Origin of the sequence: Candidatus Clostridium radicumherbarum, from assembly GCF_045310525.1 — a bacterium.
In the GTDB taxonomy this organism is placed as follows: Bacteria; Bacillota; Clostridia; order Clostridiales; family Clostridiaceae; genus Clostridium_AT; species Clostridium_AT radicumherbarum.
Genome location: NZ_JBJHZY010000002.1, coordinates 569,115 through 587,327 on the forward strand (window position 1 = coordinate 569,115; position 18,213 = coordinate 587,327).

Below are 18,213 nucleotides of genomic sequence, written 5' to 3' on the forward strand. Positions count from 1 at the left end.
ATTTATTAGGTGGGATATATTTTTACTAAGTGAAAATTAAAATATATAAATGCGATAAATAGGAGGCACTATGGATACTTCAATCAAAAAAAAGAAAAGAGTAAAAGGAGACGGCATTTGGGGCTATATATTTATAATTGTTGCATTAATAGTGTTCTGCATGTTTACACTGTATCCGGTAATTAGTGCATTTATTATAAGCTTTCAAAAGTATAGACCCCTAGGTCCTGAGTGGATTGGTCTAGATAATTATAAAAGCTTATTTACAGATGCCCTATTTGGTAAATCAATAATAAATACAGTTGTTTACACTGTTTGCTCAGTACCAGTATCCCTCGGTATTTCCTTTATTATAGCCATATTAATATACCCTTTTAAAAAATGGCTTCAGACCGTTTTCAAAGCTGTTTTTTATCTTCCAGCAATAGCATCGGGGGTAGCCTTATCAGTTGTGTGGCTATGGATTTATGATCCCCTGCCTGAGGGTTTATTTAATAAAATTTTAGAATTATTTGGAGCTACAAACCAAAATTGGCTTGGATCAAGCAAGACCGCCATGTTATCCTTGCTTATAATGACTTGGCTTTCAAGCCATGGGACAAGTATCATTATATACATTGCTGCATTGCTTGGCATACCTGACAGTTATTTTGAAGCCGCTGATTTAGATGGAGCAACCTTCCTAAATAAATTAAGATATATAGTAATACCCCTTGTTAAGCCAACAACTTTGTTTCTCTTGGTTACAGGTATTATAGGTTCCTTCCAGGTATTTATGAATGCCTACATGATGACAGGAGGCGGACCAGATAATGCTACCACAATGGTTGGATTATTAATATTTAATAATGCCTTTGTGTATTCAAAATTTGGAGTAGCGGCAGCTCAGTCCTTAGTATTGGCGTTTATTATTGTAATTATTTCTATAATACAGTTTAAATTTCTTGGCAGTGATGTGCAATTTTAATGGAAAGGGAGGTTACCATAAATGTCACTATACAGTTCCTACAAGAAAAATAAGTCCAGATTTATTTTAAACAGATCCGCATCAATAATTGTTTTATTGATATTTGCTTTATTTACTATTTTCCCAATATATTTTATGATTATCTCTTCTTTTGCAGATCCTGTAGAAGCAGGCGCTGCAGCTATGAGCCTTCTGCCACAAAAATTTACACTGGCTTCCTATAAGTTCTTTTTTGAGTTTAGCCCAGATTCCATCAGATGGCTTATAAACTCTTTAGTTGTTGCCAGCCTTGTAACCCTTTCAAATGTTGTATTTGCAGGAATGGCAGGCTATGCATTTTCTAAAATAAATTTTAAAGGTCGAAATGCATTATTTTATCTCCTCCTTTGCTCTATGATGATACCCTATCAGGTTGTACAGGTTCCGCTGTATATACTTGTAGTTAATGTGTTCAAGCTGTCAAATACCTATGCTGCTTTGGTCCTTCCTGACTTATGTACAGTGTATAATATCTTTTTGACAAAGCAGTTTATGTCATCTATACCTTATGAGATTATTGAAAGTGCAAAAATCGAAGGCTGCAATCAATTTCAAATATATACCAAAATAATAGCACCTATTTCAAAGACTATTTTAGCTGTAATGGCTATACTTACCTTTATGGGTAGTTGGAATTCCTTCTTCTGGCCTTTCCTAGTTACTAGTCAAACTGCAATGCAGACTATTCAGGTAGGACTTAAGAGCTTCCGTTTCGCCAACACAACTTATTTGGCACCTATGATGGCAGGAGCGACCATATCAGCACTTCCTATGTTTGTATTATTCTTCAGCCTGCAAAAGTACTTCCTTGAAGGCGTAGTTGTTGGTGCTGTTAAAGGTTAATAGAGAGAGAAGGATTATGAAAATGGAGTTATGTTATAGGAAAATAGCTGAGAAAGAATATCCTAAGGTAATAGAATTGTGGAATAGAAACCTGGGAATTCTTTTTCCCATGGATGAAAAACTATTCTATGGCAATTTGGAAATGGATAAGAATTATAATCTTCAATATATTCTAGGTGCATTTAATGGAGAGGAGCTGGCAGCCTTTATTATATACAAGCGGCAAGTTTCCCCCTTAGGGCTCCTGCCCCCTTCTAAAAATAAGGGTAATGTTAACTCTATTGTTGTAGATTATAAATACAGAAGTCAAGGGATTGGTGGCAAGCTATTAAGCTTATGCGAAGCTGAGCTTAAAAATGAAGGAGTAGAGACTCTGTCCATTGGAAGGGATACCTTTCATTTCTTTCCAGGTGCCCCAACTGAGTATATACAATCTGTAGCCTTTTTTAAGAAAAAAGGCTTTATAGAAGAAAATATAGAAAGCGATTTAGTATGCGACATAAGTAATATAGACCTAGAGGAAATAGTCCTTAAACGTGGTCTGAAGCTTAATAGAGATGAACGCTTTGAATTTTGCTTTCTTACTGATAAATATCTATCCAGTTTAATGGAGTTTTTCAAAAGGACCTTTCCCGGCAGGTGGTATGGGGATATGTGCCTTTACCTTAAGTATGATATGGAGTACAGAGATTTAGTCCTTATAGTAGATAAAAATGAGGATAAGGTTGTAGGCTTCAGTCATATCTTTGATAAATATTCAAAGGTAATAGGGCCGGGAATTTATTGGAGAGAACTACTGGGCAATAATTTCGGCGGACTAGGACCAATAGGAATTGATGAAGATTATAGAAAATTAGGACTTGGAATTACTCTGCTGCAGAAATGCATTGACATTCAAAAGAAGCGTGGAGTAAGTAAAATGTGTATTGATTGGACGGATCTTTTAGATTTTTACGAAATATTTAATTTTATGCCCTGGAAAAGTTATGTGCTTATGAATAAAAAGATATAAATTATATTATTTATTAAGCTGGGAGGCTTTATTTTGAATATAAAAGCTATGTCATTAGAACAAAAAATTGGTCAGCTGTTTGCTGTAGGTTTTGAATCACCTTATATAGATGAACATGTGGCTAAGGTTATTAAGGAATATCATATAGGAAACTTAATTTATTTTTCAAGAAATATAAATAGTGCAGAGCAGTTATTTGAAATGAATAAGGAACTTCAAAGAATGGCAATTAAAGAAAACAATGTTCCCCTATTCATAACCATAGATCAGGAAGGCGGAATGGTTACAAGAATACCAAAGGGAGCCACCTTCTTCCCAGGAAATATGGCTCTTTCTGCCGGTGGAACCACTGAGGATGCATATAATGAGGGCTGCTATTCTGGTGAAGAACTTAAGGCCTTAGGAATAAATATGAATATAGCCCCTGTTTTAGATGTAAATAATAATCCTGATAATCCAGTAATAGGTGTAAGGAGCTATGGAGAAGATCCTAAAAGAGTTGCTGCACTGGGAACTGCCTATATCAAAGGGCTTCAGGAAACCGGAGTAATAGCTACTGCTAAGCATTTTCCTGGTCACGGTGATACAAGTACTGACTCTCACCTAGCTTTAAGCAGCGTTCCTCATGATAAAGTAAGGCTCAATGAGGTTGAGTTATATCCATTTAAGAAGGCAATTGAAAGCGGTGTTAATGCCATAATGACCGCTCATGTAATCTTCCCTGCCTACGAAAGTGAAGACCTGCCTGCTACCTTATCAAAGAAGGTATTAAATGGGCTTTTAAGAAATGAACTTGGGTTTAAGGGATTAATAGTTTCTGACTGTATGGAAATGAAGGCAATAGATAATTATTTTGGAACGGAAAATGCTGCAGTTATGGCAGTTGAGGCCGGAGTTGACTTAATCTTTATTTCACATACTCTTGAGAAGCAGGTTAAGGCCTATAATAATCTATTAGAAGCAGTTAAAAGTGGTAGGATAAGTGAGGAAAGAATAGATGAATCTGTAAGCAGAATAATAAGCTTAAAGAATACCTTGGAAGTTGACAAGTTCTTGAATTCAAGTTTTAGGGATATTGAAGATGTAATAAACAATGAAGTTCACAAGGAATTTTCACAGAAAATAAGTGAGCAAAGTATTACACTTGTAAAAAATGAGCAAATGCTCCCCCTTAAAAATACAGAAAAGGTGTTAACAATCTCAACAAATGCAGTATCTACCACAGGCGCCGATGATTCTTTATCTGAAAGAAGCATAGCCAAAGTTATTGGAAAGAATTTTAAAAACTTTTATAATGAAGTTATAGACATAAAGCCCACAGCTGAGCAGACTGCACATATTAAAGAAATAGCAGGCAGTTTTGATAAGGTTATAGTATTTACCTATAATGCACATCTTTATAAAGAGCAGTCAGCACTTGTAAGCGAAATTTATGAGAAGAATAAAAATTTAATAGTGATTTCTATGCGAAATCCATATGACCTAAAAGCATTTAATTTTGTTCCATGCTACGTGGCTGCATATGAATATACTCCAATTTCCTTAAACAGCCTTATAAAGTTTTTAAAAGGCGAAATTCAAGGGACAGGAAGGCTTCCAGTAAGCCTATAATAAATATAAATATATTTATATTTTTATATATTTATATATTTATATATATGTGCATATAAGAAATGCCGCTTTGAAATTTGTTAGACAACCTTTAAAAAACATTGCTAAAGTGAGGTTTTATCTTGGGAAAAATTAAGAATCTACCTCCAAAAGAAAATCTGGAGAATATTTGGTACTACTATAAATGGCATATATTTGCCTGTATCTTTGCTGTTTTAGCAGCAGTAGTATTAATAGGCTCATATTTAACAAGAGAAAAATATATAATTAATCTTAGTATGGTAGGCTACTTTGACAATTCAAGAAGCCAAGAAGTAAGTAATTTTCAAAATGATATTACTAAGCTGCTTGTTCCTGAAGCTAATAAAAGAACCTCTGCATTAGTAGAATTATATAGATCTAAGGATTCCAGCGGCAAGTTAAAGGAGCTAGAACCTGCTGATGTGGAGAAGCTGTCTGTGAAAATTGCAGCTAAAGAGGTAGATATCTTAATTATGAACAAGGATGATTTCAATAACTACATGAATGAGGACACATTTTTGAAACTTGATGATTTGAAGCTTGACAATGCTAATAAAGCCTATAAGCTAGTTAGAGCAAATTCCTCAGTGTATGGCATTAGTGTTGAGGGCAATAAGCTTCTAGATAAAATCGGATACGATACAAAGGACAAAGTTATAGGTATTGTTGTAAATACCAAAAATAAGGAAAGCTCAGAAAAAGTGATAAATTGGATACTGAAGCTTCAGTAAAAATGGACCATAAGCTAAAATATTCTATTAGCGAGGTGAATTATGGAAAAGTATGTAGTTGGTCTAATGTCAGGTACATCACTGGATGGTGTAGACGCAGCTCTTGTAAAAATCGAAGGCTTTGGCGAGGAAACTAAGGTTCAGCTTATAGAATTCATAAATGAAGATATACCTATGGATTTAAAGAGGGAGATTTTGGACTGCTTCAGCGTTGAAAGGTCAAATGTAGAACTTATATGCAGTGTAAACTTTAAGCTTGGATATCTGTTCTCTGAAGCAGCTAAAAAGGTTTGTCAAAAGGCTAATTTTGATATAAAGAAGCTTGATTTAATAGGCTCACATGGTCAAACTGTTTATCATATACCTGTACCCTATAAAAATATGGTGCTTTCTACTCTTCAAATAGGAGAACCTTCTGTTATAGCCTATGAAACTGGTGTAACAGTAGTTTCTAACTTCAGAACCATGGACATGGCAGCGAAAGGACAGGGAGCTCCGCTGGTACCATACACAGAATATCTGCTTTATAGAAGCGATAAAAATAGAGTACTGCAGAACATAGGAGGAATTGGTAATGTAACAGTGCTGCCTACTAATTGCACTCTAGATCAGATGTATGCCTTTGATACAGGCCCAGGAAATATGATTATAGACGAAGTTACAAAGAGACTTAAGGGACAAAAGTATGATAAAGGCGGCTATTTTGCCTCTCAGGGTAAAGTAAATGAAGAGCTGCTAAATGAGCTTATGAGCATAGAATATATCAATGCTGCTCCTCCAAAAACAACAGGCAGAGAGTTCTTTGGAAGTCAATTTGTAGATGTGCTGCTTGAGAAATGGAACAACCTCTCAGCTGAAGATTTAATCGCCACAGTAACTATGTTTACTGCAAAGTCTATAGCAGTAAATTACAGAAATTACGTATTTAATAGATATCCTATTAATGAGGTTATTCTTGGAGGCGGAGGAAGCTATAATAATACACTTGTTAAAATGCTTCAGGAGCTTCTTCCTGAATGCAAAATTATGATTCAGGAAGACCTTGGCTATTCCTCTGATGCAAAGGAGGCTATTGCCTTTGCAGTTCTCGCTAACGAAACGGCAAACGGGATGGCTTCAAATGTACTGGGAGCAACGGGAGCTAAGGAAAGAGTTATATTAGGAAACATAACACCTGTGCCCTACCAAAGGTAAGTTTCTTGCAAAGTTACAAATAGAAAAAGACATGTAAATTTATCATTACATGTCTTTTTTAGCATTTATTTCTAATTACAGAAGGAAAATCTCATTTTCTAAATTATAGTTCAAATAAACTATGCTGCATTATAATACTTATCAACAAAATTAAAAACTTTCATTTAAATAAATAGGCTTCCTTTTAAAATAACTTGAAAGCAGATTAAAGTTTCCAATCACCTTTAAATCCTGACTCCAAATTAGATCCTCTAAGGACACATATCCGGTTATAAGCTGGGTAAGTACTTGTATGCTGCAGCTTAGGTCCGGTGAGCAGTCTTTTTTCTCCACTTTAACCCCTTCTTTATTCCAGCTAACTACAAAGCTTCCGTTATTCCATTCCAGAAAATTATCCTTAACCTCAAAGGCTAAGGTCCCCTCACCTTTAGGGCAGAGTTTAAGCTTTAATACCTCTTCTAAATCCACAATCCTGCTCATTCCGAAATTAGATAATTCTATTTTTACGCTGGAGGAATCCGGGAAAAGAAGGCCCAAATTATAAAACTCGGTAGTTTCCCATATAAAATCCTTGTAGTTTGGTGCAAAACCGCCAAGAAAATTAAAAATTCCGGTCAATGCTTCATTATCAATCCATATAAGCTCTTTTAGAATCATGTCTGCACCAAAGTCATATCTCTTCTGACACTTAAAGGTGACATATCCCATAGGCTTTTCCTCGGTGTTATACCATATGTACGTAAAAATGTTGTTCTTATAAGGATCTTCACCAATATGCCTTTTCCATAAAATATCATTTCTAAGCACTGCAAAATTCCTTTTTGAAACAAAGTTGTCATAAATACTCTTGATGTGGCTATCATCAGTACCAGGGATATACAGTTTTAGCTGACCACTATTTGTAAAATGCCTGAAGGAGGCAAGTGGTACAATATATTTTACCTTTCCAACACTTGTTTCATAGCCAAATTTTCTATAATATTCACTTGAAAATGGATAGAGAAAAGAAAACCATTGCTTGTTTTCTCTCATTTCACTAAAACAGTACTGGAACAGCTTTCGTATATAGCCCTTATTCCGCTCCTCAGGAAGGGAAATCACTCCACCAACTCCTGCCATGCATGCAACTTTATCTTCAAATATAACCTTGAAGGGGGATATTTCCATGGCAGAGCACATCTTACCATCATCATTGAAAAATGCTCTCCAAGTCTCATAACCATTATAAAATCTCTCAGGTTCCTTATCAGAGCCGCTAAAATCCTTACTCCATCTAAAGGCAATAGAAAGTATCTTAAGCGCATCTATGTGTTCTTCAGGTCTAATTTTTCTAGCTTTCATGTAAACCTCCCCATTATTTATGAAGTCTTTGTTCAAGTATAACATGTGGGATTTCAATATGATTCTCTAACAGAGCCTTTATGAAAAACCAACCAAGTACTTAACCGTTAATTGCCATTAAAACTGCTCCGAAAGCAGCATCATTCTTCATATTGACCACTTCAACAAGAGGGTAATTTCTGCTCATTAATCTCTTAAATTCAGAGGATATCTTCTCATTTTTTTCTATAACGCTTCCATTAACCGCAAGTACAGCCTTCTTTCCGGCTAATTTCAGGCCATCTAATACTGCCTTGCTAATTAAGAAAAGCTCATATGCTGCTTTTGCCAGTATTTCTTCTGCTGCAATATCACCTTGTTTGTAGGCTTCATCCGCAAGCCTTGCAAGAGACGCTATTTCGCTTTTGCCTGCACCACTTCTATAGACATACTCGATTAGTCCTGATGCATTTTCTAGCTTTAGATGCTTAAGGATTAAATCTGTCATGATTGTTTCTTCTTCAAGACCGTCATAAGCTCTAGCTATTCTGTTTATGGCACTAATTCCGATATAATATCCGCTGCCTTCGTCTCCTATTAAATGTCCCCAGCCACCTGCTCTTTTCGTTTCCCCATCAGCATTTCTGCCGTAGCAGATTGAGCCTGTGCCTGATATGAGGATAACACCTTCAGCTCCACCTACTCCTCCATAAAGGGCTGTAACCGCATCATTGGTTATAATAGTTTTACCTTGAAAGCCAGTATTTCTTATTATTTCTTCCATAATAGCCTTGTCAGAAGGTCTGTCAACTCCAGCTGTACCTATGCATAAGGTTTCTATGTCCTCCATAGATAACTGTGCTTCTGTAAGGGTATCCTTTAGCAGTTCCTTCAGCATATTTGAAACAGCTTCTTTCCCCATTGAGTTTATATTGCATGGTCCTCCTTCTTTAGTTAAAATTATCTTCTCATTATTATCAGCAAGTTTAAGAGCAGTCTTTGTTCCACCGCCATCGATTCCTATAACGTAACCCATATTATCTTCTCCTGTCTAATTTAATTTATTTTTTCAGCTTCTTAATAACCTTCCATATCTCCTCAACCTCATGAGTAAGCATCCATGCCGCAGCACCAGCCAGATCATACTTTTTAACCAGGTCAATTCTCTTTTTCATGGACATTTCATTTTCAACCCAAACAAAATGCGTATCTCCGGTTTCATCTTTATAGATTAATTTATCTTGTCCGGAATAATCGTCATACACTAGCTGAGAACTTTCTTTTTTATCTTGCATTTCCTTTATGCTTATGGGGACAACTTCTACTGCCTTGTATATTTCCTCACCAGGATTAAGTAGCCTGCATATATTCCTATTTATATAGCTTTCCTTACCGTTAATCAGGACTTTGTAATAATCGTTAGTTTCACCAATATAGTCAAACATATCCCCAGGCTTAATAACAATTTTCTTTGAAGTTTCCTTAGGCTCTAAATAAGCAGAAATTCCTTCCCATTCCACAACTACCACAGATTTTGCTTTAGGCTGAAGCTTTATGAGCTTCCAATCTCTGCTGTAAAAAGGAACTCCCAGGATTAGCTTTCCCCTTGGAATACCCATATTTAGAAGCTCTATTATTCCATCTTCCACCCATGGAAGTGAGCCTGTGGAGCCGGGAACTACATCCAGCCTTCCGTTCTCGTCATAGGCCATTAAGCATACATAATCCACATGCTTTGAAATTTCCTTTCTGTCATAGCATTTTCCCCAGGCATCGGATTCAGACTCCCTTGTTATATCGATGGAGGAAACCAGGTTATGCTTTTTAAGCTCTGCACAAAGCTTCTTTACATAGATATTATACGCATTTTTGCATCTGCTTCCAAAGCCTTCATAATCTATGTTAATCCCATCTAAATCATATTCCAAAGCATACTTAATTATATCCTTAATCTCATTATCAACTAAAGCTTCATTTGTGTAAACAGCATAGTTTCTGTCAGCGTTAAAGTCTGCAATAAGTCCCCAAACCTCATAGCCATTACTGTGGGCAAGCTTTACATATTCTCTGTCGCATCTTTCCACAACTCTTATGCTGTCAACATTATTAGCATCTCCTTCCCTTGTAAACCAGGTAGGTGATATTACATCCAAGCCTTGTTCCATACAATTTCTGTTTATATATTTGTCATAATGCCCTTTATTATTTTCTCTGCTTTGAATAGAGTCCCAGGCTATCATTATTTTCTGAGGTTTTTTGCTCCTGCTTACCTTTGCATGTTCCTTAGGTATATACCCATATTTGCTGCCAAGTGCAGTATCCATAAATAACAACTCCTTTTTTAATAAGAGCTTTAAATAAAATTCCCCTTAAGTTCCAGATAATTTATCAGCACAATCAAGAATTCAGATTCCAGTTTTCAGTTTAAGGGTTATATTTAATACATGTGATAACTTTCTTTTATTCTTCTAAACCATTCATTTTCTTTTTTCCACTTCTCAACAAACTCTTCAGCTTCTAGTCTTCTTAACCTAACTTCATCAGTGCCCGATAGAGAATCAATGAAGTGATTTAGCCCTTCCTTAAAGGGAGGCAGCCACTGGAACTTTTCCCTATCCATATCCATCACTTCATAGAGAAGGTGTATTCCTACCTCTAAGGCCTTAACCTTTCTTTTATCTGTAACATGAATTTGTACACCTCTGCATAGCTCTCCTTTGTGCTTTGAGAAGGTAGGCTCAAAGTATGTTGGCCTGAAAATTACACCATCAAGACCTTTTCTGTTCATAGCCTCTGCCAGCTTATAGGCATATAGCCAAGGGGCACCAATAGTTTCAAAGGGTCTCGTGGTGCCTCTTCCCTCAGAGATGTTTGTCCCTTCGAAAAGACAAGTTCCACTGTACAACACTGCTGTATTTACCGTAGGAATATTGGGACTTGGATTAATCCATAGTAAATCAGTATCATCAAAGTAAGCTTCTCTTTTCCAGCCTTGAAGCTTTACTACTTCTAGATTACAGTTTATATTAAATTCCTTATTCAAAAACTTGGCCAATTCACCTATTGTAAGCCCGTATCTTGAAGGAATAGGATACATGCCTACAAAGGACTTAAATTTTACATCAAGTATGTTTCCTTCTACAGCTTCTCCCCCTATTACATTTGGCCTGTCCAAAACTACAAATGCTTTATTATTTTCTGCGCAGCTTTCCATGCAATAGGCCATGGTATAAAGGAAGGTATAGTATCTTGACCCAATATCCTGCAGATCTAATACCAATACATCAATATTCTTTAATATCTCAGGTGAAGGCTTCTTATTCTTGCCATAAAGGCTGTACACTGTTATGCCGGTAGCCTCATCTATGTAGGTATCAACTGCTGCTCCTGCCTGGAGATCTCCTCTTATTCCATGCTCAGGAGAATAAAGTGCAGTGAGCTTAAACTTTTCATTTAATATATCTATAGTAGATCTAAGACCCTTATTAACTCCCGTAGGACAAGTAACAAGCCCTAGTCTTTTCCCCTCAAAAAGATGGCTATAGCTTTCTATTACATCTATACCATTTTTCACTATTAGTTTTTCCACATTATCACCCCATAAATTTATCCTTCTATTGCTGACATAACTGCATTATGAAATATTCTACGAAATCTTATTATATTAGTATTTTCCCTGGTAGGATGAACTCTATTTGTTAAAAGCACAATATAAATATCATTTTCTATATCTGTCCAGAGGGATGTACCTGTAAAGCCTGTATGCCCAAAGGCCTTGGGAGAAATAATATCCCCACCTGAGGACACTGCTGCGCCCTTCACGCACCATCCTAAAGCTCTGTTTTCTTCCAAGCCTTCTGTATAATTATGTATCATAGCCTTAAAGGCCACTTTTGAAATTAATCTCCTGCCTTTATAACTTCCTTCATTAATAAGCATGGAGGCAAACTTAGTGATATCTTCAAGGTTTGAAAACAAGCCTGCATGGCCTGACACCCCATTAAAGAATCTCCCATTTTCGTCGTGACATATGCCCATTAAGACTTCTCCACTTTCTGAATCTACCTCTGTAGCAGCAACATTGCTGCTTTTAGGGTTAAAGCAGGTATCCTTCATTTCCAGGGGCTCAAATATATTTTTTCTGCATAAATTGTCCAAGGAATCCTCTCCAACTTTCTCCAAAATATATTTAAGCAAAATAAAGCCGTAGTCACTGTATACAACTCTACTTCCAGGCTCATAAATAAGCTTTTCCCTGGAAATAAACCTAACTGCGTCCTGGAAATCCCTGCAAAGTCTGTAAAGAGGTCCAAAGGCAGGAAGTCCGGCAGTGTGAGTAAGCAGGTTAAAGATAGTTATATCTACTTTTTTCTCATCCTTGAAATATTCAACATACTCGCTTACCTTGTCGTATAGCGAAATAAGGCCTTTTTCTAAAAATATCATAAACAAGGTGTTAGTGGCTATCACTTTGGTTAAGGAGGCCATATCAAACAAGGTATCTCTTTCCATTGGAAGCTTCTTTGGAATTAAGCACCTATTTCCGTAATGCTTAATTTTATATATTCCATTTTTATATCCAACAGCAGCAGCGGCACCTGGAAAATAGCCCTTTGAAATACCATATTCTATAAGTCCAAAGGCGTAATCCAATTTTTCCATACTAATTGGCATAGAGCATCACTTCCTAAAAGGATTCCTTTACTTGCTTAATTGACAGTGGATCTACTGCAAAGGCCTGTGCTCTCGGTTTTCTCGCTTCACAGCCTCTTACCTTACTTAAGGCATCATAATATTCATAATACTTAAAGGAGGTACTATTTGTAACAAACCATATCTTCTTTAAGGCTTCCATCCACAGCTCGTAGCCCTTTGAAATATCTATATATGTATAAGGCTTGAAATCATAGGGATCTTCCCAATTTTCCGCAAAATAAGGACCTGCTGCAAAATGCCTTGGGTTTTCCCTTTTAAAACCTGCTATTCCTGCATAGAATTGTGCATCTACAACAATTCTGTTAGTTGCAGCATGGTCTTTATGCATACTGTTTTTCCAGTGTGTTATGAGAATATCCGGTTTATGTTTTCTTATTAGATCAGCAACCTTAAATCTTGGTTCATCTGTGTCCGGCAGTTCCCCATCTTTATAATCCAGTACTATACTTTGTCCTCCAAGCATTTCAGCAAATTCCCTAGCTTCTCTTATTTTCTGTTCTGCATATTCCTCAACTGATAGATGAGGTGGGTTTCCCTTTTCACCAGGTGTCATATTAACTATTGTAATTTTATCTCCCATCACTGAATGTGATGCAAGAACTCCCCCTGCAGTAAGCTCCATGTCGCCAACGTGTGCACCGATAGCCATTATATGAAGTTGTTTTCTTTCCATGCTAGATCTCCTTTCTCATAACTGCCCAAGTTTTTACCACATTAAAGCCGGCAGCATCATACATCCGTTTTGCATTATTCTCGATTCCCGTAAATAGGGACATAAAGCCTGCACTTTCTGCTTTAAAGCTTTCACAAAGCATAAAGAATAGCAGCTTTCCAATTCCAGCTCCCTGATGCTTCGAATCAACTCCTATTCCTGAGAATTTTCCTCTTCCACTTTGCTGCACCTCTATAGGGCCTGCAAATCCACAAATTTCTCCTTTGTCTGCGGCAACTACTATTGGAAAAGGCTTTTCAAGTGAAAGGTTGTCCTTTATCTCTTTTCTCCAAAGCTCATGCTTTAAATCGTCATATAAGGCATCGAAGCCCTGATGCTTATTAGCGTCATAATATTCTATAATAATCCCTTTTTCTCTCAGCTGAGCAAGCTTTTTAAGAGACTTTTCATCAAACTCAAACTTTGCTAAATCAAGGTACATGGCAGCTTCCTTTGTTCTTACTGTGTAATCATGCTTCTTAAAAAATTCAAAAGCATAGCTGTCTGCGTCAACCCCAGGAGCATTTGGATGATCATGCTTATTATCTGAGCCTGGAATATACCATTCTAAGTTTATTGGATTAAAGAAGATTATTTGGATCATTTTCTTACCGCGACCTATAAGAAAATCCTCTACAGCTTTTAATAGGAAGCTTCCATAGCCTTTGTTCCTGTACTCCCTGTCAACAAGTACAAAAGTTAAGTATCCAGGTGTATTTTCAAAGCTCTCCCCTGGAAGAAATTCCTTCTTAAACAGGCCATTGGCAAAACCTATTATCCTTCCATCTTCAATTACAACAAAGGTTCCTTCATAACTAAAATGAACATTATTTATAAACTTATCCCTAAAGCTTTCTTCTGTAAAAGGCTTGTAGGTTATTTCTGTACCGCAGGACTTATTCCAAAGTTCTACAACTCCATTAATATAAGAATCATTAAATCTTTTAATCTCCATTTATAATACCTCCTAGCATTTCTGCAAATTACTAATTGATATTCTTATTTATTTCTGCTATTTAGTTATAGTTCTTATAAATGTATAATATACCCTATAGTAAAAGTTTTCAATATAAAATTTCATATTTTTCTGCTTTTTCTGAAATTTATTTTCAGAGGGTTGCTTTAGTAATATATAAACTTTAAGGTAGGTGGAACTTGATTTTATAGAATTAAGTAAAAAATAAAGTGGTATCAAGTTGATACCACTTTATTATTAGTGACATTTTAAATTTATACTAAATTAAAACTATAATAAGTTGACAGGCTTTGCGAAAGAAGATAAAGTTTAAAGTGAATTACTAAGTTATGGGGTGGATGAATGACTTTTATAGATTATATTGATACTGAAAGACAATTCCTTAATAAAAAAATTACAAATGGACTTAAGGGAATTGCAATACTATTAGTTCTTCTTGGTCATTTAGGCTTGATTAATCATTCAGGAGCCTATGGTGTTGCAATTTTTTTATTCCTTTCTGGGTTTGGCCTAACTCAATCTTATCTTAAATCGAGTACAAAGGATTTTATAAGTAAAAGGTTAGATAAAGTAATATTACCATATTTTTTAATAACCTTATTATGGTTTTGCATAGACAGGCTTGCTTTAAACAAGGCTTATCCAAAAGTGACTATTTTAAAAACATTATTTGGAATACAGCCTCAATCACCTTTAGATCCTAGTATGTGGTACATCACTTATTTATTAATATGGTATTTAGCTTTTTACTTTATATTTAGTTTACCACAAAATAATTTTTCAAAATTTATACTTCTTTCTATTATTACTTACTTTATTTATGTACATAGTAATATATTTTCAGGCGATAGCGGTGCGGGGCTTTACTATATAGAGTTTCCTTTGGGTGTGTTAATAGGGTTGCTCTATAAAAGGATAAAAAAAATAAATATAGTATTATTGTATAGTGTTATCAGTATTGTATCAGTAATATCTATAGTTTTATTCAGTAAGTATGTTGTTAAAGTTAATCTAAGTATGAATTATTATACTTTAGCTGCATTTATGGCAGCTGTGGCTATTGTATCTTTGTTTAGTATTTTGGCATTAATAAAATCAAAATTGGTTTCAATTTTGTTATATATTCTAGAAGTAATAGGCAATATTTCATATGAAATATATCTTTTAGAATTTATGATATTAATGAGATATTTTAAATTTTTTAAATTAATAAATAATGAATGGCTTCGTTTTATTGCCTTTACATTAGTTGTAAGTTTCTTAGCTTTTGTACTAAAAAAGGTGGTTAAAATTATTAGAAACTACATATTCTTATTTTATAATAAACTCATTATAGTAAAATCAAAGCTTAACCTAATTTTTGAGTAATAGTTCTTTATTTCGTTAATTAAAAAGAAAAGTTGTATCAATGAGTTGATACAACTTTGTTTATTTTAAAATATAGATTACTTATTTTTTAAGCTTGACCTTTCTCAAATTTCCAGGCATCCTCGCACATCTTTATAACATCAAATTTGGCTTTCCAGCCAAGTTCTCTCTCAGCTTTACTCACATCTGCATAACAGGAAGCTATATCTCCTTGCCTTCTAGGTGCTATTTCATAAGCAATCTTAATACTATTTGCCTCTTCAAAGGCCTTTATTAGCTGGAGCACTGAAGTGCCTTGACCAGTTCCAAGATTATAAATATTTACACCTAATTTAAGCTTATTTAGGGCTGCTACATGACCCTCTGCTAAATCCATTACATGAATATAATCTCTAGTCCCAGTACCATCAACTGTAGGATAGTTATCGCCATATATATACAGCTTTTCAAGTTCACCTTTTGCAACTTTTGTAATAAAAGGCATTAAATTATTAGGTACACCATTTGGACTCTCCCCAATAAGACCACTCTCATGGGCTCCAACTGGGTTAAAATATCTAAGAATCGCTAATGAGAAGTTTGGATTTGCCTTGGCTATATCTGATAGAATCCTTTCAATCATAACTTTTGTTTCCCCATAAGGATTTGTAGTAGGTAGAAGCTTCATTGTTTCCACAAACGGAACTTTGTTATCGCCATAAACTGTTGCTGATGAGCTGAAGACAAATTTGTTAACATTAAACTTCAAGCAAAGCTTTGTTAAAACCAATGTGCTTACTAAGTTATTATAGTAATATTCCAAGGGCTTTTCTACAGATTCACCTACTGCTTTAAGACCTGCAAAATGGATAATACCATCTATTTTATGCTTTGCAAATATGCTTTCCATTGCCTCTTCATCAGTTACGTCTGCCTTATAAAAAGTTAATTGTTTATTAGTTATTTTCTTTACATTATCTATGGTTTCAGCTTTGCTATTATAAAAATTATCAACTGCAATAACAGAATAATTATTATTAAGTAGCTCCACACAGGTATGTGAACCTATATATCCTGCGCCTCCGGTTACAAGTATATTCATTGAAATATTTCCCCTTTCCAAATAAAACTAATAGATTTAACTTAATCTATGTAAATATACCAAAAATAACTATATTCCTTCTTTTTTTAATTTTAGCAAATTTAATTTATATAGAATAGAATTTATTAAGTCTTTTTCGTAGGAATTCATGCTAAATTTCCACATGGCAATTATATAAATGCCCAAATAAAGGAAGCACTTTATTGCAAGATTAGTAAAAGAGGTTCCAGCAATTATATAATTTAAGCCTACGCCAATTAAAGCACATCCTAATGTAGGAGCAGCTATAGTCAGCATCTCCTTCCAAAACAACTTTATATCTATATGGGTAACCTTATAATAATAAATATTCATTATTATAGCGTTTCCAACGAAGAAAGAAACTCCCGCAGCTAGTGCACATCCTATAACTCCAAAATAAATAGTAAGTGGAATAGAAGCTATTACGTTTATTATAGCTATTATTAAAAATACTACAGAGCGGTATGCAAGCTTATTTTTAGCTTGGAGTATTGTTAAACCTATATTTTGAATCAAATCTATTGTAAAAGGAATAATCAAAATCAAAGTAACAATATAGGTATTTGAAAAACCAGCACCTGCCCATACATTTATAAATTGTCTTCCATAGATAATAAAGCCGCTTAAGACACAGGCCAATATCAAAAATTGTACCCTTCCAATTTTAATAAATAAATCTGAGATTTCTTTATCTGATACCTTATGAGTAACTAGACTTGTAATTCTAGGTAAAAATACACTTGTAATGGCAGTTGATAATGACATGTAACTATTTGATATAGTTGTGGCAACTCCATATACTGCCACTGCTGCAGTATTTATAAACATTCCTAGTACAATCTGATTACTCTGCCAAAAGAGCTGATCTAATATAGCTCCTAAGAAAATGAAGAATGAAAACTGCATCATTTCCGTAAATAGGCTCTTGTTAAAGTGATGTAATTTGATTTTCATGGAAATTTTATAAAAACAATAATATGCCTTTACAAGAATTACAGCCATACTAAATATTGTCTGAACTATTACCATAGCAAGTGCAGTAGGCCACTTATTCATTACAGCTATAACAAATACTGGCTGAGTAACAATTTGTATTAAAGTCAAAACTCTTATAAACACAAACTTCTCATGTGAGGTAATAACAGAATCAAATACTTTTGAAGGAATTGTGATTCCAAGGTATATAAGAAAAACTATAAAAATCTTCTTTGCACTAACTAACTGATCACTTGTAAGTGAATTCTTAAATAGCAAACCTAAATTAAAATATACCCCTATACCCACTATTAGTAATACTATAGTTATTAATACATAAACTAGACCTGATAAAGCCAATACATTTTCCATATTGTCTTCATCTTCTAAGCTCTTGTATTTTGAATAATACCTAGTAACGGTTGCAGATAAGCCAAAATCCATAACTGATAATAGTGCAATGATGGATCCCATCAACTGATATAAGCCATATTCGTTTTTACCCATGTATCTAAGTAGTAATGGGACATATAAAAATCCTACAACTGCATTAACTGCAGTTGTGGCGAAAGATAGAACCGCTCCTATTTTTCTTTGGTTTGACTGCATCAAATCACGTCCTTAAA

16 protein-coding genes are annotated in these 18,213 nt (G+C 34.9%); 7 read left to right on the forward strand and 9 right to left on the reverse strand.

Features of this window, described 5'->3' with window-relative positions:
• Positions 1-70: 70 nt before the first annotated feature.
• From ACJDUH_RS12465 to anmK, 6 genes are all read left to right on the forward strand, one after another.
• Complete coding sequence (locus ACJDUH_RS12465) at positions 71-967, forward strand: carbohydrate ABC transporter permease (protein ID WP_406765529.1); 897 nt, start codon at positions 71-73, stop codon at positions 965-967.
• A 21-nt stretch (positions 968-988) separates the two neighbouring features.
• Complete coding sequence (locus ACJDUH_RS12470) at positions 989-1,849, forward strand: carbohydrate ABC transporter permease (protein WP_406765530.1); 861 nt, start codon at positions 989-991, stop codon at positions 1,847-1,849.
• A 22-nt stretch (positions 1,850-1,871) separates the two neighbouring features.
• Positions 1,872-2,861, forward strand: a complete 990-nt coding sequence (locus ACJDUH_RS12475; RefSeq protein WP_406765531.1) for a GNAT family N-acetyltransferase — start codon at positions 1,872-1,874, stop codon at positions 2,859-2,861.
• A gap of 33 nt (positions 2,862-2,894) precedes the next feature.
• Entirely contained in the window at positions 2,895-4,472 is a 1,578-nt protein-coding gene (gene nagZ, locus ACJDUH_RS12480; RefSeq protein WP_406765532.1) for a beta-N-acetylhexosaminidase, read from the forward strand.
• Between the two features lie 122 nt (positions 4,473-4,594).
• On the forward strand, positions 4,595-5,224 hold the full coding sequence (locus ACJDUH_RS12485) for a hypothetical protein (protein WP_406765533.1): 630 nt from the start codon (positions 4,595-4,597) through the stop codon (positions 5,222-5,224).
• Between the two features lie 42 nt (positions 5,225-5,266).
• Positions 5,267-6,418, forward strand: a complete 1,152-nt coding sequence (anmK, locus tag ACJDUH_RS12490) for an anhydro-N-acetylmuramic acid kinase AnmK (RefSeq protein ID WP_406765534.1) — start codon at positions 5,267-5,269, stop codon at positions 6,416-6,418.
• A gap of 150 nt (positions 6,419-6,568) precedes the next feature.
• Here the strand turns inward: anmK and ACJDUH_RS12495 are convergent, their stop codons facing one another.
• The 7 genes from ACJDUH_RS12495 to ACJDUH_RS12525 all read right to left on the reverse strand — a co-directional run bounded on the left by ACJDUH_RS12495 (position 6,569) and on the right by ACJDUH_RS12525 (position 14,121).
• Complete coding sequence (locus tag ACJDUH_RS12495; RefSeq protein ID WP_406765535.1) at positions 6,569-7,759, reverse strand: GNAT family N-acetyltransferase; 1,191 nt, start codon at positions 7,757-7,759, stop codon at positions 6,569-6,571.
• Positions 7,760-7,859: 100 nt separating this feature from the next.
• Entirely contained in the window at positions 7,860-8,774 is a 915-nt protein-coding gene (locus tag ACJDUH_RS12500; protein ID WP_406765536.1) for a BadF/BadG/BcrA/BcrD ATPase family protein, read from the reverse strand.
• Between the two features lie 25 nt (positions 8,775-8,799).
• A complete protein-coding gene (locus ACJDUH_RS12505; RefSeq protein WP_406765537.1) occupies positions 8,800-10,062 on the reverse strand; it encodes a glycosyl hydrolase family 18 protein in 1,263 nt (420 codons plus the stop codon).
• A 113-nt stretch (positions 10,063-10,175) separates the two neighbouring features.
• Entirely contained in the window at positions 10,176-11,327 is a 1,152-nt protein-coding gene (locus ACJDUH_RS12510; protein WP_406765538.1) for an exo-beta-N-acetylmuramidase NamZ family protein, read from the reverse strand.
• A 17-nt stretch (positions 11,328-11,344) separates the two neighbouring features.
• Positions 11,345-12,412, reverse strand: coding sequence for a serine hydrolase domain-containing protein (locus ACJDUH_RS12515; protein WP_406765539.1), 1,068 nt, complete (start codon positions 12,410-12,412; stop codon positions 11,345-11,347).
• 13 nt (positions 12,413-12,425) lie between these two features.
• Complete coding sequence (locus ACJDUH_RS12520) at positions 12,426-13,127, reverse strand: PIG-L deacetylase family protein (RefSeq protein WP_406765540.1); 702 nt, start codon at positions 13,125-13,127, stop codon at positions 12,426-12,428.
• 1 nt (position 13,128) lies between these two features.
• Entirely contained in the window at positions 13,129-14,121 is a 993-nt protein-coding gene (locus ACJDUH_RS12525) for a GNAT family N-acetyltransferase (protein WP_406765541.1), read from the reverse strand.
• A 363-nt stretch (positions 14,122-14,484) separates the two neighbouring features.
• On the opposite strand from ACJDUH_RS12525, the gene ACJDUH_RS12530 reads away from it, so the two are divergent.
• On the forward strand, positions 14,485-15,510 hold the full coding sequence (locus tag ACJDUH_RS12530; protein WP_406765542.1) for an acyltransferase family protein: 1,026 nt from the start codon (positions 14,485-14,487) through the stop codon (positions 15,508-15,510).
• 88 nt (positions 15,511-15,598) lie between these two features.
• Here the strand turns inward: ACJDUH_RS12530 and galE are convergent, their stop codons facing one another.
• Both galE and ACJDUH_RS12540 read right to left on the reverse strand, forming a co-directional pair.
• Entirely contained in the window at positions 15,599-16,591 is a 993-nt protein-coding gene (gene galE, locus ACJDUH_RS12535; RefSeq protein WP_406765543.1) for a UDP-glucose 4-epimerase GalE, read from the reverse strand.
• 69 nt (positions 16,592-16,660) lie between these two features.
• Entirely contained in the window at positions 16,661-18,196 is a 1,536-nt protein-coding gene (locus ACJDUH_RS12540; protein WP_406765544.1) for an oligosaccharide flippase family protein, read from the reverse strand.
• Between the last annotated feature and the right edge of the window lie 17 nt (positions 18,197-18,213).

Excerpts from the sequence above, each read along its gene's own strand:
- ACJDUH_RS12500 (WP_406765536.1), bottom strand. The coding sequence starts at position 8,774 with ATGGGTTACGTTATAGGAATCGATGGCGGTGGAACAAAGACTGCTCTT.
- ACJDUH_RS12540 (WP_406765544.1), bottom strand. The coding sequence starts at position 18,196 with ATGCAGTCAAACCAAAGAAAAATAGGAGCGGTTCTATCTTTCGCCACA.
- galE (WP_406765543.1), bottom strand. The coding sequence starts at position 16,591 with ATGAATATACTTGTAACCGGAGGCGCAGGATATATAGGTTCACATACC.
- ACJDUH_RS12520 (WP_406765540.1), bottom strand. The coding sequence starts at position 13,127 with ATGGAAAGAAAACAACTTCATATAATGGCTATCGGTGCACACGTTGGC.
- ACJDUH_RS12475 (WP_406765531.1), top strand. The coding sequence starts at position 1,872 with ATGGAGTTATGTTATAGGAAAATAGCTGAGAAAGAATATCCTAAGGTA.
- ACJDUH_RS12515 (WP_406765539.1), bottom strand. The coding sequence starts at position 12,412 with ATGCCAATTAGTATGGAAAAATTGGATTACGCCTTTGGACTTATAGAA.
- ACJDUH_RS12525 (WP_406765541.1), bottom strand. The coding sequence starts at position 14,121 with ATGGAGATTAAAAGATTTAATGATTCTTATATTAATGGAGTTGTAGAA.
- ACJDUH_RS12530 (WP_406765542.1), top strand. The coding sequence starts at position 14,485 with ATGACTTTTATAGATTATATTGATACTGAAAGACAATTCCTTAATAAA.
- ACJDUH_RS12465 (WP_406765529.1), top strand. The coding sequence starts at position 71 with ATGGATACTTCAATCAAAAAAAAGAAAAGAGTAAAAGGAGACGGCATT.
- anmK (WP_406765534.1), top strand. The coding sequence starts at position 5,267 with ATGGAAAAGTATGTAGTTGGTCTAATGTCAGGTACATCACTGGATGGT.
- ACJDUH_RS12495 (WP_406765535.1), bottom strand. The coding sequence starts at position 7,759 with ATGAAAGCTAGAAAAATTAGACCTGAAGAACACATAGATGCGCTTAAG.
- ACJDUH_RS12505 (WP_406765537.1), bottom strand. The coding sequence starts at position 10,062 with ATGGATACTGCACTTGGCAGCAAATATGGGTATATACCTAAGGAACAT.
- ACJDUH_RS12470 (WP_406765530.1), top strand. The coding sequence starts at position 989 with ATGTCACTATACAGTTCCTACAAGAAAAATAAGTCCAGATTTATTTTA.